This window comes from Paenarthrobacter nicotinovorans (assembly GCF_007670255.1).
Lineage (GTDB): Bacteria > Actinomycetota > Actinomycetes > Actinomycetales > Micrococcaceae > Arthrobacter > Arthrobacter nicotinovorans_B.
Genome location: NZ_SZVS01000001.1, coordinates 575864 through 600998 on the forward strand (window position 1 = coordinate 575864; position 25135 = coordinate 600998).

Consider the following 25135-nt stretch of genomic DNA (forward strand, 5'->3'; position numbering starts at 1 on the left):
TTTTTCGCCAAAACCGGCAAAAGTGGACTTCGCACCCCAAAACAGCAGGTAAGCTATTTGTCGTTGCCTTCGAGGAAAGCCGGTCAAACGGACTAGCCGCAGAGGGCACATGGTGGGCTTAGCTCAGTTGGCAGAGCGCCTGGTTGTGGTCCAGGAGGTCGCGGGTTCAACCCCCGTAGCTCACCCCACCGAGATTGGCTGCAGAGCCGGTTTCCACAAAGGCCGCACCGGTTATCCGGTGCGGCCTTTGCTTTTAACCCGGATCCGGAACATCCCGGACCCCAGCGATAACCAGAGGAAGAACCGACATGACCGTCCTGCCAGTGACTATTTGGGGCGAACCCGTCTTGCACCGCCGGGCAAGTGAAGTGGAAGTCTTCGACGACGAACTGCGGACTTTGATCGCGGACATGTTCGAGACGAATGACGCCGCGAACGGCGTTGGACTCGCGGCACCCCAGATCGGTGTGGGCAAGCGCATCTTCGTCTACAAGTACGACAACGAGGACGACGTCCCGCCGCAGGGTGTCCTGGTCAACCCGGTACTTACCCTGTCCAAGGTCTCGGGCGCACTTCCTGATCCGGATGAAGACGTTGAAGGCTGCCTGTCCTTCCCCGGCGAGTACTACCCATTGCAGCGCGCCGAATGGGCGCGGGTCCAAGGCTTTGATGGCGATGGCAACCCGGTGGAATTCGAAGCGACCGGCTGGTTCGCCCGGATCATTCAACACGAGTTCGATCACCTGGATGGCAAGCTCTACGTCAACCGCCTGGTGGACCGCTACTCGAAGAAGGCCATGAAGCAAGCCAAGAAGAACGGCTGGGGCGTGCCCGGCCTGACCTGGATGCCCGGCGTCGACCCTGATCCGTTCGGACACTGACCCATGATCGCCGGCACCCACACCGAGCTCTTTACCCTTCTGGACATCAGCGCCGAGGATGCGCCGGAGTGTGCACGTCTGCTGTCCACCCCTGCTGACACCAGCGTGACGCAAGCCCTGGATGCCATGACAGCGCGGTTGGGCACCTTTCCATTGGAAAGCATCAAGGCAGAGGGAGCATCGGAGGAAACCTGGATCGAAGCACTCCTGCGCTTCGCTCCCTCCGTCCATGCCTACCACCTGGAATTGGGCATCAGCCCTGCCGTTTCGGCGGCGTCACTGGCCGACGTGGGCTTGCAGCTGCGGATCAACCGGCGGGTTCACGGCCGGTTCGGATTGGATACGTGGGGTTGGCTGACGCTGCATATGGCCGGCAACCTCTTCCGGCTTGGCAGGCTGCAGTTCCACCTCGTTCCAGCCGACGGTGCTGCCTCGTCCTGGGTGTTGGGTGTGCATATCCCGGAAGACGGCGGCCTCTCCCCTGCCCTGGTGGACCAGAGTTTTGCCGAAGCCCGCGCCTTTTTCACGCATCACTTTGCGGACAAGCCGGCAACACTGGCCACCTGCGATTCATGGATGCTGGATCCCTATCTTGCGGAGCGGCTCCCACACAGCAACATCGCCTCCTTTGCCCGGCGGTTCACCGTTGACCGCTGCACGGACGCTCCCACCGACGCCGTCTACTTCACCTTCCGGCAACGGGGATTGAAAGACCTGGACAAACTCCCCCGGGAAACGTCCCTCCAGCGAGTGGTCCTGGAGCGGATCGACGACGGCGGCACCTGGCAGCTGGGGCACGGTCACCTGGCGCTGTAGATCGTTTGCTGTCCGGGGCAGGACGAGAGCACGCCCTTCATGGCATCCTTCTCGGCCTGGGTAACCCACAGGTGGTATGCGGTCTTGACGGAAATTTGCCGTGCGACATAGTGGCAGCGGAAGTTCTTGTTCGCCGGGAGCCACGTGGCGGCATCCCCTGCCCCCTTCTTGACGTTTGCCGGCCCATCGGCCGCGATCAGATTCAGGGGGTCGTTGGCGAGGGTTTGCCGCTGCTGGACGGTCAACTGCTGGGCTCCCTTTTGCCAAGCGTCCGCCAAGGCCACCACGTGGTCAATTTGCACCGCCGAGCTGGTGTCCTGCCCCCGCTCGAACGACACTTGGCGCCCGGTGTAAGGCTCGTTCAACATGCCCGAAGCAACTTTGCAGGAGGAACCTTCCGTGAACTTGACCGCCGTCAAGTCGCGGCGAAGGATGTCATTCCTGGTGTCGCAGCCGTTACGGTCCGCATCGGCCCAGGCCTGCCCGAACGCGGCCCTGTCGTAGTCCGATTTCGCCGCCCGGCCTTTGACAGGAAGGCGCTCCAGGGCGTCCGCAGCTTTTTCAGGGGCTACCGCTGCTGCACCGCGGACAGGTTTCATCCACTCGGGGTTGTAGACCGGAGCTTCGCGTGGTCCGGACTGCGCAGGTTGGGCTGCATCGAATTGACCCGTGGTGAAGAACCAGGACAGCCCCGCAGCAATGGTGGCGGCAGCCAGGGCCAGAACCGCCCATGCTTGGCGTGACCGACGTCGGGCGCGTTTGTAGGCGGACCAGGTGATGCTCAAGGGACTCCATCCAGTGGGGCAGGGTGTGTCCTACGAGCGTATGGCAAGGCCCCGACAGTCAGAGTCGGTATCCACAGTGTGTAGGAGAAGTCACACCGCACCGTGGCTGAAAGCGGGCTCCTTTATTGCTCGCGCATCACGCGTTGAAGGTCCTCGGCAGCCACTTCCAGAAGTCCGCGCAGTTGCTCCACGCGCTCGTCGGAAACGTCTCCGGCAGCATTGGCCGCGACTGCCTGGTCCAGGAGCTTCTGGGCTTGCTTATGGTTGGCCTTGGCCACGTCCAAGGCATGTTCGAGCGTGGTCTCATGTTCGATGGTTGATTCGTTGTCCATGAGTGCCATTCTGCTCAGGTTTCCCGGCCGATTCCAGTGACCCGGCCGGGAAACCCGTGAGAACTGCTTGGGTATCAGGCGTCAGCAGTTTCCAGTACAGCAATCGGAGCGATGACATCCTTGGCGGGGAAGGACGGCGGGTTCACACCGGCCATTTCTTCCATGACGCGGACAACCTGGCAGGAGTAGCCGAACTCGTTGTCGTACCAGACGTACAGCACGAGGTTCTTGTCGTTGGAGATGGTCGCGAGTCCGTCAACGATGCCGGCCCGGCGCGATCCAACGAAGTCGGTGGAAACTACGTCAGGGGAATCGATGTAGTCGATCTGCTTGCGGAGATCCGAGTGCAGGGACATCTCGCGGAGGTAGTCGTTGACTTCCTCGCGGGTGGTGCCGTTCTCAAGGTTGAGGTTCAGGATGGCCATGGAGACGTCCGGCGTGGGTACGCGGATGGCATTGCCGGTGAGCTTTCCCTGCAGTTCGGGAAGAGCCTTGGCGACGGCCTTTGCAGCACCGGTCTCGGTGATCACCATGTTCAGCGCGGCCGAGCGTCCGCGACGGTCGCCCTTGTGGAAGTTGTCGATCAGGTTCTGGTCGTTGGTGAACGAGTGGACCGTTTCGACGTGTCCGTGGATGATGCCGAACTTGTCGTTGATGGCCTTCAGCACAGGGGTGATGGCATTGGTGGTGCAGGACGCCGCGGTGACGATCTTGTCGTCGTCGTTGATGTCGCGGTGGTTGATGCCGTGGACGATGTTCTTGAGCTCGCCCTTGCCCGGCGCGGTCAGCAGGACGCGGGCAACGCCCTTGCTCTGCAGGTGCTGGGAGAGGCCATCGGCGTCGCGCCAACGTCCCGTGTTGTCGACAACCAACGCATCCTTGATGCCGTACGCGGTGTAGTCGACGGTCGCGGGGTTGTCCGAGTAGATGACCTGGATCTGGACTCCGTTGGCCGTGATGGTGTTGGCTTCCTCATCCACGCGGATGGTGCCTTCGAAGGAGCCGTGGACGGAGTCGCGGCGCAGCAGGCTCGCACGCTTGACGAGGTCGTTGTCTGCACCCTTGCGAACCACGATGGCGCGCAGGCGGAGGCCGTGGCCGCCACCGGCCTTTTCGATCAGGAGGCGTGCCAGCAGGCGGCCGATGCGCCCAAAACCGTAAAGAACGACGTCGGTGCTGGTGCGGTCGTCAGCGCCGCGCCTGCCCACGATCTCGGCCAATTCGGACCGCAAGTACTCGTCCAGGGAGGCGCCATTGCCTTCTGCACGGTACTTCTCCGTCAAACGCGCGATGTCGATGGCAGCGGCGCCGAGTTCCAGCTCAGTGAGGGCATTCAGAAGGGGTGCGGTCTCTTCGAGCAGGAGCTCGTGGTTGCTCATCCGGCGTGCAAAGCGGTGGGCCTTGAGGATGTTCATGGTGGACTTGTTGATCAAGCTCCGGCCGTGGATGCTGGTGACCACGTTGTTTTCCCGGTACAACCGGCCGATCACCGGAATCATGGCCTCGGCGAGAGCCTCCCGGCCCATCCACTTATCAAGACAAGAATCTGACGTCTGGCTCACAGAACTACCTTCCTTGGGTCAACCACATACGTCCTCGTATGCAGATGGCAGCGGCCGCCCGGAGTAGTCCTGCGGCACATGCGCCAGCGGGCTTCGGTCCACCCACAGCGCCTTGAACGAGAGCAAAGAAAATCCGCCGGCTGCGAACGCAGTCCCGGCGGCAGAACATCTACGTTCAGTAACCATTCTAGGCGGGAAGGGCGGGGCATAGTCGTCCCGAAGGCGTGAAATCACTCACACGCCCGTGATCCCGGCAGTCATAAATGGATGGGTTGACCGATACGCCGGGTTCTGTCATCCGTTGTCGTTGCCAACAAGGGAGTGGCGGCCATCCATCTACGAACGCCGTTGCCGACGCCCTCCAGCGGCCTACCCGGACACTCGGGCGAGCAGCCCTCGAACGTGTCCTGTCTGGCCTTGCTCCGGGTGGGGTTTACCTAGCCTCCCCGGTCACCCGGGGAGCTGGTGGTCTCTTACACCACCGTTTCACCCTTACCTGCTGCAACCGGTGCAATACCGGAAATGCAGGCGGTCTGTTCTCTGTGGCACTGGCCTGCGGGTTACCCCGAGTGGGCGTTACCCACCACCCTGCTCTGCGGAGCCCGGACGTTCCTCGAGCCACTTTCGTGACGCGCGGCCGCCTGGTCAACCCATCCGCCGTACAGTCTACCGGCGTCCAAGGCGGCCTGAGTCACCGGTAATATCGACTGGTGCTGATTCTCCTGCCGCCTTCAGAAGGCAAGACCGCCGCCACCAAAGGCCCCGCCATTGACTGGGAGGCATTGAGCTTTCCGGAACTGAACCCGTATCGGGCGAAGGTCCTCGAAGCCTTGGGAACAGTGAGCGCGCACGAGGACGCCCTTGCGTTGCTGGGCGTCGGCGCCTCCTTGCGTGACGACGTCGAGCGCAATACCCGCCTCCACGCCGAACCGGCGGCCCCCGCGCACCAGGTCTACTCCGGCGTCTTGTACGACGCCCTGGGCTTCAAGAGCATGACCCCGGCACAGCGGCGCAAGGCCACAGAATCCATCCTTGTCGTCTCGGCGCTCTGGGGCGCCATCGGCTTCGGCGACCACGTGCCGGCCTACCGCCTGTCCATGGGAACCGCACTGCCCGACGTCGGACGCCTCGCCTCCTACTGGAAGCCGCAGCTTAACGCCGCCCTGGCCGAACGCTCGGAAGGAGAGCTGCTTATCGACTGCCGCTCGAGCACCTACGCCGCGGCGTGGGCTCCCCCGGCCGAGCAGACGGTGACCGTCAACGTGTTCAACGAGGCCAACGGCAAGCGCACGGTGGTGAGCCACTTTGCCAAGCACACCCGTGGTGAACTGGCCAGGCATCTGCTGACGAGGCGTGGCAAGGCGCCGGCAACTCCCCAACAGCTCCTCAAAGCATCCAGCGAGCACTGGACCACCGAACTTGTTGAAGGCACTGCCCGCAAACCGCACGCGCTGAACATCATCCTGACGGGCTAGGCCCCCGGGTCCACAGCGGAGGTCAGTTCCACTCCGCCGAACGGACAAGGATCACGCCCGAGTCCGGGCAGAAAACGATGTCGTCCTCGGCAGCGGCTTTGACCTCGGCGAGGTCGCCGGGGCTGAGCATCATCCCCGAGCCTTCGGACTTTCCATGGAAGAGCCGGGCAGCACCGACTCCCCGCTTGGCGATGGTCTTTTCGTAGACTGCGAGCATCCCTGCATCCAGGGCCTCGGCGAAGGCTGCCCGCTGTCCGCGGACCACCGTTTCCTCGGCAGCGATCTCTGCGATGGCTTCATCCAGCTCCGCACGGATGCTGCCGAAGGAGCCCTGGATGTCATCAACGATGGCCTGCTGGGCAGCTTGGCGTTCGCGCAGGGTGTCCAGGCGCTCCAGGATTTCCAGTTCAACGTCTTCAAGGTCCGATCGGCGCTTGGTCAGCGAGGCGATGTCATTCTGCAGAGCCACCAGGTCCTTGGACAGTCCGGTACCGCTGTTGAGCCTGGTTTCGTCACGTTCGATCCGCGAGGCAACCTGCTCGACGTCGGCTTCCGCCCGGCGGAGTTCGGCTTCAGCGTCGTGGACGGCTACTTTGGCAGCCCCCAGTTCACCGTTGGCCACCGCGAGGGCATCGGTCAGGTCAGTAATGCGGGGATCGTTTTCCAACACCTTCCGGCGGCCGGCCAGCGATTTGAGCTTGGCATCCAGTCCCTGCAGTTCAAGCAATTTCAATTGTTCTGCCGGTGCCGCTTTTGCCACGCTTACCTCCGCTTGTCGCCGCCGGACCTGGAGATCAGGTCCGGATCTTTCCTAGACTCTAGTCGCCGCCTGGAGTCAGTATGAAGTCCCAAGGGTCGCTGTTGGTGCTGCTGACGCGGATGTCGACGTCGTAGCCTTGGTCCGCGAGGACATTGCCCAATGCTTCGGCCGCAGCCGGGAGCCACAGCCATTCACTGGCAAAATGCGAAACGTCAATCAGGTAGGGACGGCCGTTCGTGGCGCCTTCCCGCGCTTCCGAAGCCGGATGGTGCCGCATGTCTGCCGTGACGTAAACGTCGGCATGGTTGGCCCGGACGGCGTCGAACAGGCTGTCCCCGGCGCCCCCGCAGACCGCCACGCGCCGCACAAGGCCGTCCTTGTCACCGGCCACCCGCACACCGCCGGCAACGGCCGGGAGCATTTCAAAGACGCGTGCTGCAAAGTCACCCAGGGTTTCAAGCTCCGGAAGATCACCCACCCTGCCGATTCCTTCCTCAGGCAATCCGTTGGATGCGGCCGTCAGCGGCGCGACGTTCTCCAGCCCGAAGGCGTCGGCGAGCACGTCCGACACTCCACCGACGGCTGAGTCACCATTCGTATGCACTGTCAGCAGGCCGGTGCCCGCTTCAATCAGCCGGTGAACGGCAAGGCCCTTGGCCGTGGTTGCCGCCACCGAATTCACGCCTTTGAGCAGCAAGGGGTGGTGGGTGATGAGCAGTTCGGCGCCCCATTCGATGGCTTCGTCAATGACAGCCAGGGTGGGGTCCACGGCGAACAGTACTTTGGTCACCGGAACCGTGGGCCGCCCGACCACCAGACCGACTTCGTCCCAATCCTCGGCCAGCGACTCGGGCCAGAGCTCTTCCACAGCCAGCAACACCTGGCCGAGGCTGGGTTCGCCGCTGGCTCCCTCTGTTTCGTCGTGTTCTGTTTCGTCCTCTTCGACGGAATCCGCATCAGAAATGCCAGTGTTTACTGCTTCCATGTTCCTATTCTTCACTACCGTGCCGGATCAGGCAGTCCTTGCCGCCGGGTATCTGCCGGGAGCCGTAATTCTCCCGTAAGGTGAAACGGGAATCATCAGGACATCCCAACCATTGAAGAGAACATGAAAACTTTCGTACTTGGCGGCGGCTGCTTCTGGTGCCTCGACGCCGTTTACCAGAAGACCCGTGGCGTCAGCTCGGTGGTCTCCGGCTACACCGGGGGCCACGTCCGCAATCCCGACTACTACGAGGTATGCTCCGGAACCACGGGCCACGCGGAGGTCGTTGCAGTGACCTTTGACGAAACCGTGGTTCCCGAGGACGTCATTCTGGACATGTTCTTCGCCCTCCACGACCCCACCACCTTGAACCGCCAGGGCTACGACGTCGGAACCCAGTACCGGTCATCCATGTTCTACACCACCACGGAAGAGAAGGTGTTGTTCGAGGAAGCCATCGAACGCGCCCAGGCCCTCTGGTCCGATCCGATTGTGACCGAGGTGGTCCCGCTCCCGGACTTCTACGAGGCCGAGGAAGTTCACCAGAATTACTATGCCAAGTTCCCTTATCAGGGGTATTGCCAGGTGATCATTAATCCCAAGCTGGCCAAGGCGAGGAAATATTACTCTGCATGGCTTACTGCTTAGCAAGGTTTCGTTCCCGCTGGTTAGGCTGACCTCAGCATTCCCTCTTCAGAGATAGGCGTAAATTTTCATGGCAAGGATCTACGACGACGTCACCCAGCTGGTCGGCCGCACTCCGCTGGTTCGGTTGAACCGGCTGACCGAAGGCCTGGACGCCCAGGTTGCGGTCAAGCTCGAGTTCTACAACCCGGCCAACAGCGTCAAGGACCGCATCGGCGTGGCCATCGTTGACGCTGCGGAAAAGTCCGGCGCCTTGAAGCCAGGCGGAACGATCGTTGAGGGCACCTCCGGCAACACCGGTATCGCACTGGCCCTGGTCGGTGCTGCCCGCGGTTACAAGGTCATCCTGACCATGCCCGAAACGATGTCCACCGAACGCCGGGTCATGCTCCGCGCCTACGGTGCCGAGATCGTCCTCACCCCCGGTTCCGAAGGCATGCGCGGCGCTGTCGAGAAGGCCCAGGAGATCGTCGCCACCACGGAGAACGCCATCTGGGCCCAGCAGTTCGCCAACGAGGCAAACCCGGCGATCCACCGCGCCACCACGGCCGAGGAAGTCTGGGAAGACACCGACGGCGAAGTTGACATCTTTGTCGCAGGCGTTGGCACCGGCGGCACCGTCACCGGCGTCGGCCAGGTCCTCAAGGAACGCAAGCCCGGCGTGCAGATTGTTGCCGTCGAGCCGAAAGACTCGGCCATCCTCAACGGCGGAGCACCCGGCCCCCACAAGATCCAGGGAATCGGTGCCAACTTCGTCCCCGAAATCCTGGACACCAATGTCTACGACGAGGTCCTGGATGCCACGCTCGAGGATTCCGTCCGCGTTGCCCGTGACCTCGGTGCCCGCGAAGGCATCCTTGGCGGCATTTCTTCCGGTGCCATCGTGTGGGGCGCGCTGGAACTGGCCAAGCGTCCGGAGAACGCCGGCAAGCTGATCGTTGCGGTCGTCTGTGACTTTGGAGAGCGCTACATCTCCACTGTGCTGTTTGATGACATCCGCAGCTAACACAACGCCTGCATTCCTTCATTTCCTGTAGAAAGGTCTTTGTGAGCTTCTTCGCAAGACTTAAGGAAGACCTCGACGCCGCCCGGTCCCACGACCCGGCGGCGCGAGGTTCTTTCGAGAACTTTTTCGCATACTCCGGCTTGCATGCCATTTGGGCGCACCGCGTCACGCACAAGCTCTGGCAAAACCCGGCACTGAGGTTTCCTGCCCGCTTGATTTCGCAGCTGGCCAGGTTCCTGACCGGAATTGAAATCCACCCCGGTGCCACAATCGGCCGCAGGTTCTTCATCGACCACGGCATGGGCGTCGTCATTGGTGAGACGTCCGAGATCGGCGACGACGTGATGATCTATCACGGTGTCACCCTCGGCGGCCGTTCATTGGCCAAGGTCAAGCGCCACCCCACGATTGGTGACCGCGTCACGATTGGTGCGGGCGCCAAGGTTCTGGGCCCCATCACCATCGGAGCGGACAGCGCAGTCGGAGCAAATGCCGTGGTGGTCAAGGACGCTCCCCCGGAGTCAATCATCACCGGCATTCCGGCGACGTGGCGGCACCGTGATGCACGGTCCGAGACCAAACCTGCTGTGGATCCTGCCGAGTACTACATCGAATACCGGATCTAGAACGCGCCAAACGTCACGGTGACCAAACCTCACTTTGACTCAGTACGGCAAAGGCCGGCCCCTCCCAGTCTGATCGGGAGGGGCCGGCCTTTGCCGTTGGTGGCGCTAGTGGGTGTCGACTGCCGAGATCTCGGACTTGTCTTCGCCCCAGAGGGTGTGGAACGTTCCTTCGGTGTCCACGCGGCCGTAGGTGTGTGCGCCGAAGAGGTCGCGCTGGCCCTGGATCAAGGCAGCGGCAACGCGCTTGCGGCGGAGGCCGTCGTAGTACGCCAGCGACGAGGAGAAGACCGGTACCGGAATACCGAGCTGCACGGCGGTAGCGACAACGCGGCGCCAGGCCGGGAGCGCATCTGCAATGGCCTTGGTGAAGGCCGGAGCGAACAGCAGGTTGGCGGGCTTCTCGTCGGCTGCGTAGGCCTTGGTGATGTCCTTGAGCAGTTCGGCACGGATGATGCAGCCTGCGCGCCACAAGGAAGCGATCTCGTCCAGCTTGAGGTCCCAGCCGTACTCCTTGGCAGCGGAGGTCAGCATGTCCAGGCCCTGGGCATAGGAGACCAGCTTGGAGGCGTACAGAGCCTGACGGACGTCCTCAACGAACGTTTCGGGGATCTCCACGGAAGCCTCTTCGCCAGCGAGCAGTTCCTGGCCGAGCTTGCGCTGCTCGGTCTGGGAGGACAGCGCGCGGGCGAACACAGACTCAGCGATGCCCGAGACAGGCGATCCGAGTTCAAGGGCGGAGATGACGGTCCAGCGTCCGGTACCCTTCTGGCCGGCGGCGTCAACGACGACATCCACGAAGGGCTTGCCCGTCTTGGCGTCAACGTGGCCGAGGACCTCAGCGGAGATTTCGATGAGGAAGGAGGACAGCTCGCCCTTGTTCCACTCTGCGAAGATCTTGGACTGCTCGGCCGGCTCGATACCCGCGCCGGAGCGGAGGAGGTCGAAGGCCTCGCCGATGACCTGCATGTCGGCGTACTCAATGCCGTTGTGGACCATCTTGACGAAGTGGCCGGCGCCGTCGGTGCCGATCCATGCGCAGCAGGGCTCGCCGTCGACCTTGGCGGAGATCTTCTCCAGCAGCGGGCCGAGGGCGTCGTAGGACTCGCGGGAACCGCCCGGCATGATGGACGGGCCGTTCAGTGCGCCCTCTTCGCCACCGGAGACACCGACGCCTACAAAGTGAAGGTCCTTCTTGGCCAGCGCGGCTTCCCGGCGGCGGGTGTCCTCGTAGTGCGAGTTACCGGCGTCGATGATGATGTCGCCGGCTTCAAGCAGCGGTTCAAGCTGCTCGATCACGTTGTCGACGGGAGCGCCTGCCTTGACCATGATGAGGACGCGGCGCGGCTTTTCGAGGGAGTCGACGAGCTCCTGCAGCGTTTCCGTGCGGATGAAGTCGCCTTCCGTGCCGTGCTTTTCCAGCAGGGCGTCGGTCTTTTCCACGGAGCGGTTGTGGAGAGCCACGGTGAAGCCGTTGCGTGCGAGGTTGCGGGCCAGGTTGGCGCCCATCACCGCAAGGCCGGTGACACCGATGTGTGCTGACATCAAAACTCCAATTCGTTCGTGTACAAACAGTCCCAACGTACCCTCAGGGGACACGGAGGAAACGATTTCAAAACCAGGGGCTGAAATAAACCATACGTATTAAAACCTTGGGCGGGAAAGCGGCGCCCACGTTGTGGAAGCTGCCGCGTCATAAACAGTCTATGATGTCCGCACCCCGACACCGCGGCCAGCGACCACTCCCGGGAACCCCCACCCGCACTAGGGGCCTCCCACGCCATTATGCTTACCTCTATGTCAACCAGCCTTCACCACCGCGCCATTGAGCATTTGGGAACCCGGATCGTAGGTGGCGCCCTTCCCTCGGGCCACGTGATGTTGGCTGAGCATCTCGAAGATGAACTCAACGTCTCGCGATCCGTGGTGCGTGAAGCCGTGCGTGTCCTCCAATCGCTTGGGCTCGTCGAAACCATCAAACGCGTTGGCATCCGGGTCCTGCCGGCGCATCGCTGGAATCCCTTCGATCCCCTGGTCATTCGTTGGCGCCTGGCCGGTGAAGGCCGCGGTGCGCAATTGCGGTCGTTGGCCGAGTTGCGTTCCGCCGTCGAGCCCGTAGCTGCCGAACTTGCCGCGGGCAACGCGCCGGACAGTCTCCGGCAGGAGCTGGTGGGTATCTCCCTGGCGATGAAGCAGGCCGGTGACGCCGGGGACATGGCAACATTCCTGGACCTCGACATCCGCTTCCATGCCCTGGTGTTGTCCGGATCGGGCAACGAAATGTTCGCCAACCTGATCGGGCAAGTCACCGAGACCTTGACGGGCCGGACCGTTCATGGCCTGATGCCGGAGCACCCGCAAAAGGAAGCGCTCCAGTGGCACATGGATGTGGCCCATGCGATTGACGCCGGCGATGGCCACTTGGCCCGGGAAGCAGCGGCCAAGATCATGCGGCAGACGATCGCGGAGCTGGCACCCAGCTGGGATGACCAGCCCCGCGTCTTCGTTCCCGTCGCAAAGAAGCCCGCTACTCCTGGAAGTTGAGCAGCACTTTGCCCGACTCGGCGGAGTTCCGGGCAACCTCGAACGCCTCCAGCCCGTGCGCGAGATCAAATTCATGCGTCACTACGGGATCTACATACAAGGAACCGTCCGCAAGCGCCTCGATGACGTCGTCGATCTCGTCGTTGAAGCGGAACGAACCCAGCAACTCCAGCTCCCGCGTAATGGCCAGCGAGATGAATACCGGCTGGGGCCCGGACGGAAGCAGTCCCACCATGACCACCTTGCCACCGCGCGTAGCACCTTTGATAGCCGAGGCAAGGCCGTAGTGGCTGCCTGAGGATTCAATGACGACGTCGGCGTCCACCGCCGCGATGGCCTCCGCATCGTCCCCCTTGAGGACGGCGTCAGCGCCAACGTAGCGGGCGATCTCCAATGGTTTGTCATGCATGTCGACGGCGACGATCCGGTCGGCGCCGGCACGTTTCAGGACGGCAACCGAGAGGGCGCCGATCGGTCCGCTGCCGATGACAAGGGCCGTCTTCCCCTTGACGTCACCGGCGCGTGACACAGCGTGCCAGGCCACGCTGGCCGGTTCCACCAGCGCAGCCGTGCGAAGGTCCAGGTTCGCCGGCAGCGGGCGAAGCATCCTGGAGGGCAGGTTTGCGTAGCGGCTGAAGGCACCGTCTGTGTGGGGGTAGCGGGCCGCGCTGCCCAGATAGGTGCATCCCGGTGAGAGGTTTGGCCGGTCCTCGGGGTACCTGGCATCTCCTGGTGCGGGTGTCGCAGGATGGACGGCCACGGGCGTTCCTGCTGCCGGGCCGGTTCCGTCAGCAGCCTGCCGGACAACCACGCCAACAATTTCGTGGCCGAGCACCATGGGTTCTTTGAGGATGGATTCTCCGGCCGCACCGTGCAACCAGTAGTGGAGATCCGAACCGCAGATTCCGCCGTAGGCAATCTCCACCACCGACTCAGCGGCCGCAGGCGGCGCCAACGGAATGTCTTCGATGCGCAGGTCACCCTTGCCGTGGGCGACAACAGCCGGACCTGATGCGGGAAGGTCGAGGCTCATCAGACCACCACCGTCATTCCGCCGTCTACGAAGATCGTCTGTCCGTTCACGAAGTTCGATGCCTGGGATGCGAGCCACACCGTCGGGCCGGCGAGGTCGGCCGTCGTACCCCATCGCCTGGCCGGAGTACGGCCAAGGATCCAGGAGTTGAAGTCCTGGTCATCGACGAGGTTCTGTGTCATTTCGGTATGGATGTAGCCAGGAGCGATGCCGTTGATCTGGAGGCCGGAGGAAGCCCACTCCGCTGTCATGGCACGGGTAAGGTTCCGCAACCCACCCTTGGCCGCGACGTAGGGCGCGATGGTGGGACGGGCCAGATCGGTCTGGACCGAGCAGATGTTGATGATCTTGCCTTGGCCGCGGGGAATCATGTGGCGGGCGGCCTCCCGACCCACCAGGAAGGCGCTGGTGAGGTCCGTCGTGATGACCCGCTCCCAATCCTTGACGTCCAGGTCCAGCATGGGCACCCGGTGCTGGATGCCTGCGTTGTTCACCAGGATGTCCAACGGTCCAACGTTCTGCTCCACCCAAGCGACCCCTTCAGCGGCCGAATCGGCATCGGTGACGTCGAAGGCGCGGCTGTGGACCCTGCCCTCGGGGTACTGCGATGACATCGCCTCCCGCGCCGCCTCCAGGCGTTCGATATTGATGCCGTTCAGGACTACGGTAGCCCCCGCATCCGCGAGACCGCGGGCAAGGGCGTTGCCTATCCCCCTGCTTGAGCCGGTGACCAAGGCCACCTGGCCGGTCAGATCAAAAAGTGCGCTCATGGTGTGATTGTCATTCCTTCTTAGGTTGCGCGGTTCAGTTCGTAGTGCACTGTTCAGTTCATGGTGGACCTGGTTGCGGCCAGTGCGCCGCCCAGGTTCGCGATGGTCTGCCGGACGACGGCGAGGTCCTGGTCGCCGAGGCCTTGGCGTTTGAGTTCTGCATAAAGGTCAATGGCCGCTGATGCCATGGGCACGGCGGACCCTGCCGCGGCAGCGCTGGCAAGGACGAAACCAAGGTCCTTGTGCATGAATTTGGCCGGACCTGTGGGCGCATAGTCCTTCGCTGCCAGGCGTGGACCCACGATCTCGAGCACCCTGCTTCCGGCCAATCCCCCGGACAGCACCTCGAAGAGCGCCTCCACATCCATCCCGGAGCGTTCGGCGAGTTCGGCCGCTTCGGCGAGGGCCGCCGTCGTGGTTCCGACGATCAACTGGTTGCACGCCTTGGCGAGGGACCCGGCACCCAGTGGGCCCATGCGCCGGATGGTGGTGCCCATGGTCCTGAAAAGCGGTTCAAGCTGCTCGAAGCCGTCGACGGAAGCCCCCACCATGATGGCCAGCGTTCCACTGCGCGCGCCAGCCGTCCCTCCACTGACCGGAGCGTCCACCACAACGGCATTGCCCGCGCTCGCTTCCCCGACAGTTTCGCCGAAGCGCTGGACTTCCGTGGGCGAGACACTGCTCATGACGACGACGGCGGTACCCGGGCTGGGTGGTTGGTGCCGCCAGGAATCGAGCAGTTCGGCGGCCGCCTCCTCGATGAAGGGAAGGTCCGGAAGCATGAAGATGATGACATTTTTATCCCGCAACCCGGCGACAGTGGCGGCACGCTTGACGCCGGGAAGACCGTCAAAGGCAGCTTCGGAGCGATTCCATGCGGTGACGTTCCATCCGGCGGCGGCAATGTTCGAGGCCATGGGAGCTCCCATCAGCCCCAGGCCGACGAAACCCACTCGTTGGATGGTCATGGCTGGTAACACCTCACTTCGTTGTGGTCATCTAAGGAAAATCTGTTCAATATCCTAGCCGTCATTCAGTATGATGAACACTATGACGACTGATGAACTTACCATCGCCATCGCTGTACCGCTCGAAGCTGAGTATGTAGAGCAGATCCGCGGTGTGGACCCCTCCGTAACAGTTCTCTACGAACCTGATCTGCTGCCACCGGAGCGGTTCCCTGCGGACCACGCGGGTGATCCCTCCTTCACAAGGACGCCTGAGCAGGAAGAACGCTATTGGGCGATGCTGAACCGCGCCCAGGTCCTGTACGGCTTTCCGAATGAAAGCCCTGCCGGACTGGCACGTATCGCCACCAGCAATCCGCACCTGCAATGGATCCACGCCATGGCAGCAGGTGCCGGCGGCGCCGTCAAGGCCTCAGGCCTGGACACCGAAACGCTCCGGAAATTCCACGTCACCACCTCAGCCGGCGTCCATGCCTTGCCCTTGGCGGAATTCTCGGCCTTCGGAATCCTGAACGGCTTCAAACGCAGTGCCGAGATGGCCAAGGATCAGGCCGCCAAGGTGTGGCCCGAGCTTCGGACGCCCACCAAGCTGGCCAACGGCTCCAAGGTAGTCATAGCTGGCCTCGGTGAAATCGGCATGGAAACTGCGCGCATTGCCCGCGCCCTGGGCATGAGGGTCACTGGAACCAAACGCAACGTAGCTGCCATTGAGGGAATCGAGGAAGTAACCAACAACGACGGCCTCTCCGCCCTGGTTGCCGACGCCGACGCAGTGGTCAACACTCTTCCGGGAACTCCCTACACGGAAAAGTTGTTCAACAAGGACATCTTCTCTGCCATGAAGCCCGGAACGGTTTTCGTCAACGTCGGACGCGGAACGGTTGTCGACGAAGACGCCTTGCTCGAAGCCCTTGACAACGGCCAGGTTGCGTACGCATGCCTTGACGTCTTTGCAGTGGAACCGTTGCCCCTGGAGAGCCCGCTGTGGAACCACCCCAAAGTCCTGGTCTCACCGCACACCTCCGCCCTGAGCACGGCCGAGAACCGGCTGATCGCCGAGCGCTTCTGCAGCAACCTCCGCACATTCCTCGACGGCGGCGAACTCCCCCACCTCGTGGACCCGGTCCACTTCTACTAAGCCGGACTACCACCCAGTGGCGTTTAACCACCTCTCGGACAATGCATCGGCCATACTCCTGGTGTAGGTGCTCGAGAGGTGGTTATCGTCCAAGTACACATAAACATTGCCGATGATCCCAGGGCATGAGGCGCCGTCACAGATCAGGTCCGTCATGTCAAGGATGGACAGGCCCGTATAGTTCCCTTCCAGCTGATCCAGCGGATTGGTCGCGGCAAGCACGGAAGACAAAGCGGGCCGACACCGCGGCTCATCGACGCCGGAAGCCATGGCACATTCGCTGGGGCTGAAGGAGAAGCGCGGGTTGTCACGCATGGCAATGACCTCCACTCCCTGATCTGTGATTTCCCCCACGAGCTCGTCAAGCCCCCACGTGAGGTCCTCGTCGGGAGAATCCGGCACGGCTGCTGTCCCCACAAGGAACACGGCGTCCGGGTGGTGGAGCCGGATATGCTCACGGACCTTTCGATTGAAGGCGTTGCATTCATCGCCCACCTCGTCCGTTGGGGTCATGAAGGGGCAAGCGCCGAAGGTGATGGCCTGGACCCGCCAATGGTGTTCCTTGGCAAGGGGACCGATGGCGCCGAGCCATTGCAGGGAATGCGACTGCCCCACGACGAAGATGGTCTTGTCCGCATCCGCACCGACGTCGTTCTGCAGACACTCCGCAGACAGCACCGGGTCCTGCGGCCGCAGTTCACCTGAGCAGGGCCCATCGAGCTTCCCCCAGTCCGCCGGCAGCTGCTCAGGCGTAGGCAGCGTCCTCGCATCCTTTCCGACGCGGTTGACATAGCCCGGGAGCAAGGCCCTGGCACCGGGGTTGTCATCAACGTCCTGGCCGGCAACGGCGTTCTTCTCCACCTGTTGCTGATACCCGAACCACGCCATCGGAGTGGAAGCCACAGCAAGGCAGGCAAGGACCGACACTGCCAAGCTCCACCGCTTTTCCTCCGGCCACCTCCACGACCGCAATGGCTGCTCCACGAACCTGGTGGTCAGATAGGCCAACAGGAGGGACACAGCCACAATCAAAGCGCCGATGGGTGCATCTGCGTGGTCTTCCCCGATCCACACCAGGGTGATCACCAACAGCGGCCAGTGCCACAGGTACAGCGCATACGAGTTGGCCCCGAGCCCCACCAACACCTTCGATGCCAGGATCCGGTCGACGCCAAAACGGCTTCCTGTCTGCCCGGCAATGATGACCGCCACAGCCGCCAGCGTGGGCCACAGCGCCACAAAACCAGGAAACGCCGTCCTTACCTGAAGGATCATGCCGCAGCTGAGCATGGCAACCACGCCCAGCCAACCCAGGACGGTTGCGACACCGCGGCTTGGACGAAGGAAAGGAAGGAGCAAGGCAACCAGGGTTCCCAGCGCAAATTCCCACAGTCGGGCAAGAGTATCGAAGTAGGCCAGTTCCTGGTGGGCAGCAGTGAAATAGATCGAGTAGCCCAGCGACACCACGAAGATCAGCCCGAAAACGCAGAGCAACACCGTCCGGTAACGCAGTCCTGCCCTGCGGCAAAAGAAAGCTGCAGCAACGAAGATCGCCGGCCAGATGATGAAAACCTGCCCCTGAATGGACAACGACCAGAAGTGCTGCATGGGACTGGCCAGGCTATGGTCTGCCGCGTAGTAGTTGACTACCTGCCGCTGGAGCAACCAGTTCTGGACGTAGAAGAGCGAGGCCCACGCCTGGTTGACGATCTCCGTCCATCGGGTCCGGGGCACGATCATGAAGGTCGCCGCCAAGGTGCCCGTCAGGACAACGACGACGGCGGGAAGCAGCCGCCAGAACAAGTGCAGCCAGTGCCGAACCAGAGATACAGGCCGCGACTCCTCGTAGCGATTGACGAACTGGAGCGTCATCAAGAACGCCGAAATCAACAGGAAGACGTCCACGCCTCCCGAAACCCTGCCGAACCAGATGTGATAAGAGACCACCATGAGTACGGCCAGCGAACGGAGCCCTTGGATCTCCGGACGAAACCTGGTGCCGCTGGCGCGCCGAACCAACCCGGGGCTTTCCGGCGATGCCAGGCCCTTGGTTGCCATCATGGACACGCTCCTCTGTCGCTGCACCAATTCTGCACCGCGTCTTGCAAAATTCCAGCACCTCGGAGGGCTAATCCGTTAAAGCAGCACGGCGCCCCTCCTGGTGGAGGGACGCCGTGCTGGGTGTGTCCGGAATTTTGCGTCGTTTACTTCGCGTCTTCCGTGCTGACGAGGTCGCGGCCTGCAGTCTCCGGGGTGAAGAACGTGGTGACGAACGAGATCAGGGCCAAGACCAGCGAGTAAATGGCGAGCACCAGCCAGGAATGGTTGGTGGCTGCCAGCAGAAGCGCACCCAGCAGGGGCGCCAGACCACCAGCCAAAACTGCGGAGATCTCCCGGCTCATGGCAACCCCGGTGAACCTGTATTGCGATCCGAAAAGCTCGGGCAGGAGGGGGCACTGCGGGCCAAGCATCGACTGGACGCCAATGGCAATGCCGACAGCCATGACCACCCATACCAAAGTGACATTGCCCAAGGTGACCAAGTAGAACGCGGGAACGGCAATAATTGCCTGGAACAAGGCACCGTAGCGGTAGACCGGAACACGTCCGTACCTGTCAGACAAAGCGCCGAAGGTCACGACCAGCACGGCTGCGAATCCGGCTGCAATCAGCAGACCGACCGGGCCGATGGAGTTATTACCGGCAAATACACCCGCCGGCATGCTCATGAAGGAAACCAGAAGGGCCGAGTAAATCGAGGAGTTGCCGTTTTCTCCCATGCGAAGGCCGATTCCAATCAGCACGTTCTTCTTGGAATGCTTCCAGAGGGCACCGATAGGGTTCTTGACCACATTCTTGTGCTTTTCCAATTCCTGGAATGCGGGAGTTTCCTTGAGCTTGAGCCGGATGAACACGGCGATGACAATCAGGACAAAGCTGGCGAGGAATGGAACGCGCCACAACCAACCCTGCAGGACGGACTTATCGGCCAGGGCAATAAGAGCGAATGTTCCAGCCCCAAGCAGTGTGCCCAGCTGGATACCGACAAAGGGCAAGGACGCGAAGAAACCGCGGCGACGACGCGGAGCAACTTCGGAGATCAGCGTCGTGGCACCTGCCTGCTCCGCACCCGCACCGAGACCCTGGATGATGCGCAAGGTGACGAGCAACACGGCGCCAAGCATTCCCGCCTGCTCGAACGTGGGCAGAAGTCCGATGGCAAAGCTGGCCGTTCCCATCAGAGCAATGGTCAGGATCAGCACCATCTTGCGGCCGAACCTGTCACCGATATAGCCGAAAATCACTCCGCCGAACGGCCGGGCCGCGAATCCAACACCGTAGGTGGCGAAGGAAGCGATCAATGCTCCGTCCGGACCCAGCGGCGAGAAGAACAGCGGACCGAAGATCAGGGCCGAGGCAAGGCCATAGATGTAGAAGTCGTAGTACTCCAGAGCGGAACCTACGGAGCTGGCCAGCGTTGCCCGCCGCAGCTGCTCCGGTTCTACGACGGCTTCGTCAGCATCAGCTGAGAAATTTGTCTTAGTACGAGTTGTCACAAGCACTCCCTCAAAATCACACCGGGCCCCCGTTGGCCCCGTGAGATAGCGATGGCATCACCGCCAAGATCACTATGTTGAACAGAGTACAGCTTGCTGAACTGCTTGCCAAGATTAAAATCAGATTTATGCCAATCAACCCATGGGGTTGCCGAGGGATCGCGCCAACTCCTTGAGTTCCTTGACCATGAGAGCGCCCTGCTCCTCCGAATACGTAGCCTTCAAAGCCGTAACCGACAGGCCCAAGCTGGGGCCATGTGCACCATGGGTCGGCACGGGAACAGCGAGGCAAACGACGCCAACGGTCGACTCTTCATCCTCGAAGGCAAACCCCTGCTTGCGGATGGTGGCGATCTGCGCCTTGAGCTCTTCGGCCGTTCGGAGGGAATTGGCAGTCATGGTGGGCAGCTCCGTGCCGTCCGGGAACATGGCCTCGATATCGTGGTCGTGCAGTTGCGCCACCAGCGCCTTGCCGACGCTGCAGAGGGAGACCGGCATTTTGTCTCCAATATTCGAGGTCAGCCGCACAGCTGGGTGGCCCTCGTAACGCGCCAGGTAGATGACGTGGTCGCCGTCTAGCATGGCAATCCGGACCGTCTCGCCGGAGAGCGTCGGAGCCTGCTCGCAGTACTTGTAGAACTCCTGCACCTCATCGAGCCGGCTCAGGTAGGCAGCCCCCAGCTCCACCAGCTTTCGCCCCAATGCGAAGTCGGCACCCTGCCGGGTAATCAGGCGCGCTTCCTCGAGCGCCAGCAGCAGGTTGGACGTCGAAGATTTCGGGATGCCGAGCTCCCGCGACAAGTCACTGAGGGTCAAGCGTCCGGACGGGGAATCAGCCAAGGCTTCAAGGACGGCGGCGGCGCGGGTCACAGCAGGGGCAGGCGACGAAGCGCCCAGCCCCTCGGAGCGGGTGGTTCGGGAATCAACCATGATTCTCCTTCGTCATTACACATCGGTGTTCAATCTACTGAACAATACCCATCATAGTGGCACGCTGCTGGGTGCGGACCCGTCGGCTTTGCAAACCCAAAAGTTGGCTGTATATTCATTTTCGAGCTCTCCACCGCGGCATCCCCCAATAGTCGCGGTGGAGAGCTCATCCATTTCCGGGCGCAGCCAGTGGGGTGGCGCTAGGCAGCCACAACTCCCTCGCCCCTAAGGCACCAGCCTCCCCCTGAACCGTCACGAACGAGTTCCCAGGTGGCCAGGGCGGACCGAAGGTTGCTCCCCAAGCGCACCTGGACCTGCAGGACCTCAATATCCACGCGTCCGGCTCCCCGGGGCATGCGCTTTTGCTCTTCCCACCAAGGAATCCTTTCGAACCAACGGACAGGTTCGTCGGCAATCGTCCACTCCCGCCCTCCCCTGACGACGACGGCAGGCCCACCGTGGGTGGTCGTGCGGATATATACGTGCTCCATGGAAGGAAACCGTAGGGTGTGGGCCTGACATTAATAGGGAACCCGGGAACAATCAGGCGTAGATGACGAAAACCCCGCTTCCTGGAAGCGGAAGCGGGGTTTTCTTTGGTGGGTCCTACCGGGATCGAACCGATGACATCCACGGTGTAAACGTGGCGCTCTACCAGCTGAGCTAAAGACCCAAAGCGTTGTTTCCGCGCTCTTTGTGTTCCTCAGCGCTTCAACGAACAATGACTCTACATGATCAACCGCTGGAAACACCAATCGAGTCGCCTACGTCCGAAAGGTCCGGCAAAACCTGGGCCAAGTAGCCCAAAGCACCACTGACTCCGAGCTCGAGTTTTACGGCCGCGAACCCATCCCCACGGGTGCTGCCCCTGTTGATGATCACCACAGGCTTTTCTGCTTTTGATGCATGCCGGACGAACCGAAGGCCGCTCTGCACCGTCAGCGACGAACCCGCCACCAAGAGGGCGTCCGCATCATCAACCATGGCGTACGCGCGCACGACACGGTCCTTGGGGACGTTCTCGCCAAAGTAGACGAAGTCCGGCTTCAGGATGCCGCCGCAGATGGGACAGACGGCCATGACGAACGAGCTGATGAGCTCAGGATCCTCCACCGTGGCGTCTGCATCCGGCGCCATCTCAACCAGCCCGGATTCCACTGCTGCTTCGACAAAACCTGGATTGATCTCCTCCAGGATCGCCGCTATCAATTGCCTGCTGAAGGTATGCCCGTGCGACAGGCAAATTACTTGGTCAAAACGGCCATGGAGGTCCACCACATTGACGCTGCCGGCGTCCTCATGAAGCCGGTCGACGTTTTGGGTGATCAGGCCGGTCAGGAGCCCGCGTCGCTCCATCAGTGCGACTGCAGCATGGCCGGCATTGGGGTCGGCGTGCCGGAGGCGGGACCAGCCGATATGGTTCCGCGCCCAGTAACGACGCCTGTTGGCCTCGCTGCCAATGAACTCTTGGTACGTCATGGGGTTCCGCGGTGCAGACCCCGGCCCCCGGTAATCAGGGATGCCGGAATCGGTGCTCAAACCGGCTCCGGTCAGCACTGCCAGGCGTTTTCCCTGCAGGGCCTGCACTGCGGAACCAAGGGCTTCCTGCTCCTCGGGACCGAGTTGCACCTCGGCTACGGGTGCCATGCTGGCAAACCCCGTCATGCCGACACCGGGTCCGGGGCGGGTCATGGTCGCTGATCCACCAGCGAAGCCAGCGCCGACCGATATTCGGCGAAGTCCCTCGCTTTGCCCCGCGGGTTGACTACGACGTAACGGATAATGCCGTCGGCGTCGATGATGAAGGTTCCCCTCAACGCCATGCCGCTGGCTTCGTCGAACACACCGTACTGCCGGGCAACGGCTCCGTGCGGCCAGAAGTCCGCAAGAAGATCGAAGTCGAAACCCTCGTGCTCGGCATACGCGCGTTGGGCAAATTTGCTGTCAACTGAAATCGCCAGCACTGTCGCGTTCGAGTCATTGAACTGGGCGATGTTGTCGCGTATCTCGCACAACTCACCAGTGCAGATACCGGAGAAGGCAAAAGGGAAAAACACGACAACCACGTTGACGCCGCGGTAGTCCGTCAAGCGGACAGGCTCACCGTGTTGGTTCAGCAGTTCGAAATCCGGCGCAGACTGCCCTTCCTGGGGGACGCCGGCCAAAGCCGGGGCCTGCTGGACTTCTGTCATTTGTTCTTCTTGGGCACCAGGCGGGTGGCGCTCCAGTCCTTCGAAACCCCGGCAGAAGTCGTAAGGTGCAGACCTGAAGTAGGGGCCGCGTCCTGTATGTCAGCGGGAGATACGTAGTTGTCCCTGCCGGACTTGGGTGTCAGGACCCAGACAACGCCACCCTCCTTGAGCGTGGTCAACGAATCCATCAGGGCATCAACAAGGTCTCCATCGCCATCGCGCCACCAGAAAATGACTGCGTCAACGACATCGTGATCGTCTTCATCCAGCAATTCGGAGCCCGTGACATCTTCAATATCGTCACGCAAGTCGAAGTCGACGTCGTCGTCGTAGCCGAGCTCCTGAATCAGATCCCCATCTTTGAAACCCATTCGTTCCGCCACATTTACCGATGTGGCGGCGTCGGCCTCGCTCACGTTTCCTCCTTTGAAGTGACTTCCATTACTAACAGCCAACACCCTTTGGGCGTGTGCTTCAAGCCATTGTCCCTGTAGGAGGGCACATTCCGCACCCTCAAGGGCGTTTAGAGCTTGTGGCAGTGGCGTGCTTTACGTCACGGAGGCCGTTTGGGTGTGACATACAACGCTCCGCGGGGCCTGCGGCTACGCATAGCGGCGCAGTGAAAGCTAGAGTGGCCATGAGCGCTATGGCTGCAGGGCGATCGCCCCGCAGAATTCTACTGGGCAGCCAGGCGCTCACAAGACCTGCCCGGCGCATCCGACCGGGCTGTTGAAACCGAGATGTCGCACACGACGCGTTCACGACGGGCAGTCACCCTGCCGGACTTGAGGCGCCGATGAATGCGCCAAAAGGAAGGTTGGACGTGGCTGCAGGAGAAGAGACCTCACACATCCTCAGCGGGTTGACTGCCCAGCTGCCTGATCGTGATCCGGAAGAGACCGCGGAGTGGATTGAGTCCCTTGATGCGTTGATCGCTGAGCAGGGTACCGAGCGGGCGCAGTACATTATGCGTTCGTTGTTGCAGCGTGCTGGTGCCCGGAGCGTGGGTGTGCCGATGGTGACGACCACTGATTATGTGAACACGATCCCGGTGGACCAGGAAGCGCCGTTCCCGGGTAATGAGGAGTTCGAGCGCCGGTACCGGGCGTACATGCGGTGGAACGCCGCGGTGATGGTCCATCGTGCGCAGCGGGCCGATATTGGTGTCGGTGGGCATATTTCCACCTATGCCGGTGCCGCGACCCTGTACGAGGTTGGTTTCAATCATTTCTTCCGCGGCAAGGACCACCCTTCGGGCGGGGACCAGGTGTTCTTCCAGGGCCACGCCTCTCCGGGGATGTACGCCCGGGCGTTCATGGAAGGGCGTTTGTCGGAGGAGGATCTGGACGGGTTCCGGCAGGAGAAGTCCAAGGAAGGCCATGCCCTGTCCTCGTACCCGCACCCCAGGTTGATGCCGGGGTTCTGGGAGTTCCCGACCGTGTCGATGGGTATCGGCCCGATGAACGCGATCTACCAGGCCCAGTCCAACCGGTACCTGCACAACCGTGGCATCAAGGACACCAGTGACCAGCAGGTCTGGGCGTTCCTCGGTGACGGGGAAATGGACGAGCCCGAATCCCGTGGTTTGTTGCAGCTGGCCGCGAACGAGAACCTGGACAACCTGAACTTCGTGATCAACTGCAACCTCCAGCGCCTGGACGGCCCGGTGCGCGGCAACGGCAAGATCATGCAGGAACTCGAAGCGTTCTTCCGCGGCGCGGGCTGGAACGTGATCAAGGTCGTCTGGGGCCGGGAATGGGACTCGCTGCTCGAAGCGGACCAGGACGGGGCGTTGGTGAAAATCATGAACGAAACCCCCGATGGTGACTACCAGACCTACAAGGCCGAATCCGGCGGGTTCGTCCGCGAACACTTCTTCGGCAAGTCCCCGCAGACCAAAGACATGGTCGCGGACCTGACCGACGAGCAGATCTGGGGCCTCAAGCGCGGCGGCCACGACTACCGCAAGGTCTACGCCGCGTACAAGGCAGCGACCGAGTTCAAGGGCAAACCCACCGTGATCCTGGCCAAAACGGTCAAGGGCTACGGCCTCGGACCGCACTTCGAAGGCCGCAACGCGACCCACCAGATGAAGAAACTGACCATGGAAGACCTCAAAGCCTTCCGTGACCA

The 25135-nt window shown here is 62.0% G+C and carries 24 protein-coding genes, 2 tRNA genes, 1 other RNA gene and 1 pseudogene; 10 read left to right on the plus strand and 18 right to left on the minus strand.

Annotated elements, in window-relative coordinates; all coding sequences use genetic code 11:
• The first annotated feature begins 112 nt into the window (after positions 1-112).
• From FDP28_RS02710 to FDP28_RS02720, 3 genes are all read left to right on the plus strand, one after another.
• Positions 113-188, plus strand: a tRNA-His gene (locus FDP28_RS02710).
• Positions 189-308: 120 nt separating this feature from the next.
• Positions 309-881: a peptide deformylase gene (gene def, locus FDP28_RS02715; protein WP_144659061.1), complete on the plus strand. Its 573-nt coding sequence runs from the start codon at positions 309-311 to the stop codon at positions 879-881.
• 3 nt (positions 882-884) lie between these two features.
• Positions 885-1697: an acyltransferase domain-containing protein gene (locus FDP28_RS02720; RefSeq protein WP_144659062.1), complete on the plus strand. Its 813-nt coding sequence runs from the start codon at positions 885-887 to the stop codon at positions 1695-1697.
• Here FDP28_RS02720 and FDP28_RS02725 read toward each other — a convergent pair.
• The 4 genes from FDP28_RS02725 to rnpB form a co-directional block, all read right to left on the minus strand.
• Positions 1682-2482: an HNH endonuclease family protein gene (locus FDP28_RS02725; protein WP_144659063.1), complete on the minus strand. Its 801-nt coding sequence runs from the start codon at positions 2480-2482 to the stop codon at positions 1682-1684. The two genes, FDP28_RS02720 and FDP28_RS02725, sit on opposite strands and share 16 nt — an antisense overlap.
• 122 nt (positions 2483-2604) lie before the next feature.
• Complete coding sequence (locus FDP28_RS02730; protein WP_144659064.1) at positions 2605-2814, minus strand: hypothetical protein; 210 nt, start codon at positions 2812-2814, stop codon at positions 2605-2607.
• Positions 2815-2888: 74 nt separating this feature from the next.
• Positions 2889-4376 carry a glyceraldehyde-3-phosphate dehydrogenase gene (locus FDP28_RS02735; protein WP_144659065.1) on the minus strand — a complete coding sequence of 496 codons (1488 nt, stop codon included), beginning with the start codon at positions 4374-4376 and terminating at the stop codon, positions 2889-2891.
• A gap of 264 nt (positions 4377-4640) precedes the next feature.
• An RNA gene (gene rnpB / locus FDP28_RS02740) (RNase P RNA component class A) lies at positions 4641-5029 on the minus strand.
• A gap of 57 nt (positions 5030-5086) precedes the next feature.
• On the opposite strand from rnpB, the gene FDP28_RS02745 reads away from it, so the two are divergent.
• Complete coding sequence (locus FDP28_RS02745; protein WP_144659066.1) at positions 5087-5851, plus strand: YaaA family protein; 765 nt, start codon at positions 5087-5089, stop codon at positions 5849-5851.
• Positions 5852-5873: 22 nt separating this feature from the next.
• Here FDP28_RS02745 and FDP28_RS02750 read toward each other — a convergent pair whose 3' ends face one another.
• Together FDP28_RS02750 and FDP28_RS02755 are read right to left on the minus strand one after the other, a co-directional pair.
• On the minus strand, positions 5874-6611 hold the full coding sequence (locus FDP28_RS02750) for a zinc ribbon domain-containing protein (RefSeq protein WP_144659067.1): 738 nt from the start codon (positions 6609-6611) through the stop codon (positions 5874-5876).
• Between the two features lie 58 nt (positions 6612-6669).
• Positions 6670-7596 (minus strand): Nif3-like dinuclear metal center hexameric protein, encoded by a 927-nt coding sequence (locus FDP28_RS02755; RefSeq protein ID WP_144659068.1) that lies wholly within the window; start codon positions 7594-7596, stop codon positions 6670-6672.
• 123 nt (positions 7597-7719) lie between these two features.
• Between FDP28_RS02755 and msrA the strand changes: the two genes are divergently transcribed.
• From msrA to epsC, 3 genes are all read left to right on the plus strand, one after another.
• Positions 7720-8244: a peptide-methionine (S)-S-oxide reductase MsrA gene (gene msrA / locus FDP28_RS02760; RefSeq protein ID WP_144659069.1), complete on the plus strand. Its 525-nt coding sequence runs from the start codon at positions 7720-7722 to the stop codon at positions 8242-8244.
• Positions 8245-8311: 67 nt separating this feature from the next.
• Positions 8312-9247 carry a cysteine synthase A gene (gene cysK / locus FDP28_RS02765; RefSeq protein ID WP_144659070.1) on the plus strand — a complete coding sequence of 312 codons (936 nt, stop codon included), beginning with the start codon at positions 8312-8314 and terminating at the stop codon, positions 9245-9247.
• A gap of 41 nt (positions 9248-9288) precedes the next feature.
• Positions 9289-9873 (plus strand): serine O-acetyltransferase EpsC, encoded by a 585-nt coding sequence (gene epsC, locus FDP28_RS02770; RefSeq protein WP_144659071.1) that lies wholly within the window; start codon positions 9289-9291, stop codon positions 9871-9873.
• Between the two features lie 105 nt (positions 9874-9978).
• On the opposite strand, the gene gndA is transcribed toward epsC, so the two are convergent.
• Positions 9979-11415 (minus strand): NADP-dependent phosphogluconate dehydrogenase, encoded by a 1437-nt coding sequence (gene gndA / locus FDP28_RS02775; protein ID WP_144659072.1) that lies wholly within the window; start codon positions 11413-11415, stop codon positions 9979-9981.
• 252 nt (positions 11416-11667) lie between these two features.
• Here gndA and FDP28_RS02780 point away from each other — a divergent pair, with 252 nt between their 5' ends.
• The gene (locus FDP28_RS02780; protein ID WP_144659073.1) at positions 11668-12414 is read left to right on the plus strand and encodes a FadR/GntR family transcriptional regulator; all 747 of its coding nucleotides are present in this window, start codon (positions 11668-11670) and stop codon (positions 12412-12414) included.
• Here FDP28_RS02780 and FDP28_RS02785 read toward each other — a convergent pair.
• The 3 genes from FDP28_RS02785 to FDP28_RS02795 are packed head-to-tail and all read right to left on the minus strand — an operon-like array spanning position 12398 to position 15185.
• Positions 12398-13447 (minus strand): L-idonate 5-dehydrogenase, encoded by a 1050-nt coding sequence (locus FDP28_RS02785; RefSeq protein WP_144659074.1) that lies wholly within the window; start codon positions 13445-13447, stop codon positions 12398-12400. The two genes, FDP28_RS02780 and FDP28_RS02785, sit on opposite strands and share 17 nt — an antisense overlap.
• Positions 13447-14217, minus strand: a complete 771-nt coding sequence (locus FDP28_RS02790) for an SDR family oxidoreductase (protein WP_144659075.1) — start codon at positions 14215-14217, stop codon at positions 13447-13449. Before FDP28_RS02790 ends, FDP28_RS02785 begins: the two co-directional genes overlap by 1 nt.
• 53 nt (positions 14218-14270) lie before the next feature.
• On the minus strand, positions 14271-15185 hold the full coding sequence (locus FDP28_RS02795; protein ID WP_144659076.1) for an NAD(P)-dependent oxidoreductase: 915 nt from the start codon (positions 15183-15185) through the stop codon (positions 14271-14273).
• 70 nt (positions 15186-15255) lie between these two features.
• Here FDP28_RS02795 and FDP28_RS02800 point away from each other — a divergent pair, with 70 nt between their 5' ends.
• On the plus strand, positions 15256-16323 hold the full coding sequence (locus tag FDP28_RS02800; protein ID WP_144659077.1) for a D-2-hydroxyacid dehydrogenase: 1068 nt from the start codon (positions 15256-15258) through the stop codon (positions 16321-16323).
• Positions 16324-16329: 6 nt separating this feature from the next.
• Here the strand turns inward: FDP28_RS02800 and FDP28_RS02805 are convergent, their stop codons facing one another.
• The 8 genes from FDP28_RS02805 to FDP28_RS02840 form a co-directional block, all read right to left on the minus strand.
• Positions 16330-18384, minus strand: a complete 2055-nt coding sequence (locus FDP28_RS02805) for an acyltransferase family protein (protein WP_144659078.1) — start codon at positions 18382-18384, stop codon at positions 16330-16332.
• A gap of 143 nt (positions 18385-18527) precedes the next feature.
• Positions 18528-19880 carry an MFS transporter gene (locus FDP28_RS02810; RefSeq protein ID WP_144659079.1) on the minus strand — a complete coding sequence of 451 codons (1353 nt, stop codon included), beginning with the start codon at positions 19878-19880 and terminating at the stop codon, positions 18528-18530.
• A gap of 135 nt (positions 19881-20015) precedes the next feature.
• Positions 20016-20810: an IclR family transcriptional regulator gene (locus FDP28_RS02815; RefSeq protein WP_144659080.1), complete on the minus strand. Its 795-nt coding sequence runs from the start codon at positions 20808-20810 to the stop codon at positions 20016-20018.
• A gap of 200 nt (positions 20811-21010) precedes the next feature.
• The gene (locus tag FDP28_RS02820; RefSeq protein WP_144659081.1) at positions 21011-21301 is read right to left on the minus strand and encodes a hypothetical protein; all 291 of its coding nucleotides are present in this window, start codon (positions 21299-21301) and stop codon (positions 21011-21013) included.
• Positions 21302-21407: 106 nt separating this feature from the next.
• Positions 21408-21483, minus strand: a tRNA-Val gene (locus FDP28_RS02825).
• A gap of 62 nt (positions 21484-21545) precedes the next feature.
• Positions 21546-22502, minus strand: a complete 957-nt coding sequence (locus FDP28_RS02830; protein ID WP_144659082.1) for an NAD-dependent protein deacetylase — start codon at positions 22500-22502, stop codon at positions 21546-21548.
• The gene (locus tag FDP28_RS02835) at positions 22499-23002 is read right to left on the minus strand and encodes a peroxiredoxin (protein WP_144659083.1); all 504 of its coding nucleotides are present in this window, start codon (positions 23000-23002) and stop codon (positions 22499-22501) included. Before FDP28_RS02835 ends, FDP28_RS02830 begins: the two co-directional genes overlap by 4 nt.
• The gene (locus FDP28_RS02840; RefSeq protein ID WP_144659084.1) at positions 22999-23418 is read right to left on the minus strand and encodes a DUF3052 domain-containing protein; all 420 of its coding nucleotides are present in this window, start codon (positions 23416-23418) and stop codon (positions 22999-23001) included. The genes FDP28_RS02835 and FDP28_RS02840 overlap by 4 nt, the downstream gene beginning before the upstream one ends.
• A gap of 380 nt (positions 23419-23798) precedes the next feature.
• Between FDP28_RS02840 and FDP28_RS02845 the strand changes: the two are divergent.
• A pseudogene (locus FDP28_RS02845) lies at positions 23799-25135 on the plus strand (pyruvate dehydrogenase (acetyl-transferring), homodimeric type); the annotation flags it as partial.

Bases quoted from the DNA above. Each gene is read 5' to 3' on its own strand.
- def (WP_144659061.1), top strand. From the start codon at position 309: ATGACCGTCCTGCCAGTGACTATTTGGGGCGAACCCGTCTTGCACCGC.
- FDP28_RS02720 (WP_144659062.1), top strand. From the start codon at position 885: ATGATCGCCGGCACCCACACCGAGCTCTTTACCCTTCTGGACATCAGC.
- FDP28_RS02730 (WP_144659064.1), bottom strand. From the start codon at position 2,814: ATGGACAACGAATCAACCATCGAACATGAGACCACGCTCGAACATGCC.
- FDP28_RS02755 (WP_144659068.1), bottom strand. From the start codon at position 7,596: ATGGAAGCAGTAAACACTGGCATTTCTGATGCGGATTCCGTCGAAGAG.
- msrA (WP_144659069.1), top strand. From the start codon at position 7,720: ATGAAAACTTTCGTACTTGGCGGCGGCTGCTTCTGGTGCCTCGACGCC.
- cysK (WP_144659070.1), top strand. From the start codon at position 8,312: ATGGCAAGGATCTACGACGACGTCACCCAGCTGGTCGGCCGCACTCCG.
- gndA (WP_144659072.1), bottom strand. From the start codon at position 11,415: ATGTCAGCACACATCGGTGTCACCGGCCTTGCGGTGATGGGCGCCAAC.
- FDP28_RS02780 (WP_144659073.1), top strand. From the start codon at position 11,668: ATGTCAACCAGCCTTCACCACCGCGCCATTGAGCATTTGGGAACCCGG.
- FDP28_RS02785 (WP_144659074.1), bottom strand. From the start codon at position 13,447: ATGAGCCTCGACCTTCCCGCATCAGGTCCGGCTGTTGTCGCCCACGGC.
- FDP28_RS02790 (WP_144659075.1), bottom strand. From the start codon at position 14,217: ATGAGCGCACTTTTTGATCTGACCGGCCAGGTGGCCTTGGTCACCGGC.
- FDP28_RS02795 (WP_144659076.1), bottom strand. From the start codon at position 15,185: ATGACCATCCAACGAGTGGGTTTCGTCGGCCTGGGGCTGATGGGAGCT.
- FDP28_RS02800 (WP_144659077.1), top strand. From the start codon at position 15,256: ATGATGAACACTATGACGACTGATGAACTTACCATCGCCATCGCTGTA.
- FDP28_RS02805 (WP_144659078.1), bottom strand. From the start codon at position 18,384: ATGATGGCAACCAAGGGCCTGGCATCGCCGGAAAGCCCCGGGTTGGTT.
- FDP28_RS02815 (WP_144659080.1), bottom strand. From the start codon at position 20,810: ATGGTTGATTCCCGAACCACCCGCTCCGAGGGGCTGGGCGCTTCGTCG.
- FDP28_RS02820 (WP_144659081.1), bottom strand. From the start codon at position 21,301: ATGGAGCACGTATATATCCGCACGACCACCCACGGTGGGCCTGCCGTC.
- FDP28_RS02830 (WP_144659082.1), bottom strand. From the start codon at position 22,502: ATGACCCGCCCCGGACCCGGTGTCGGCATGACGGGGTTTGCCAGCATG.
- FDP28_RS02835 (WP_144659083.1), bottom strand. From the start codon at position 23,002: ATGACAGAAGTCCAGCAGGCCCCGGCTTTGGCCGGCGTCCCCCAGGAA.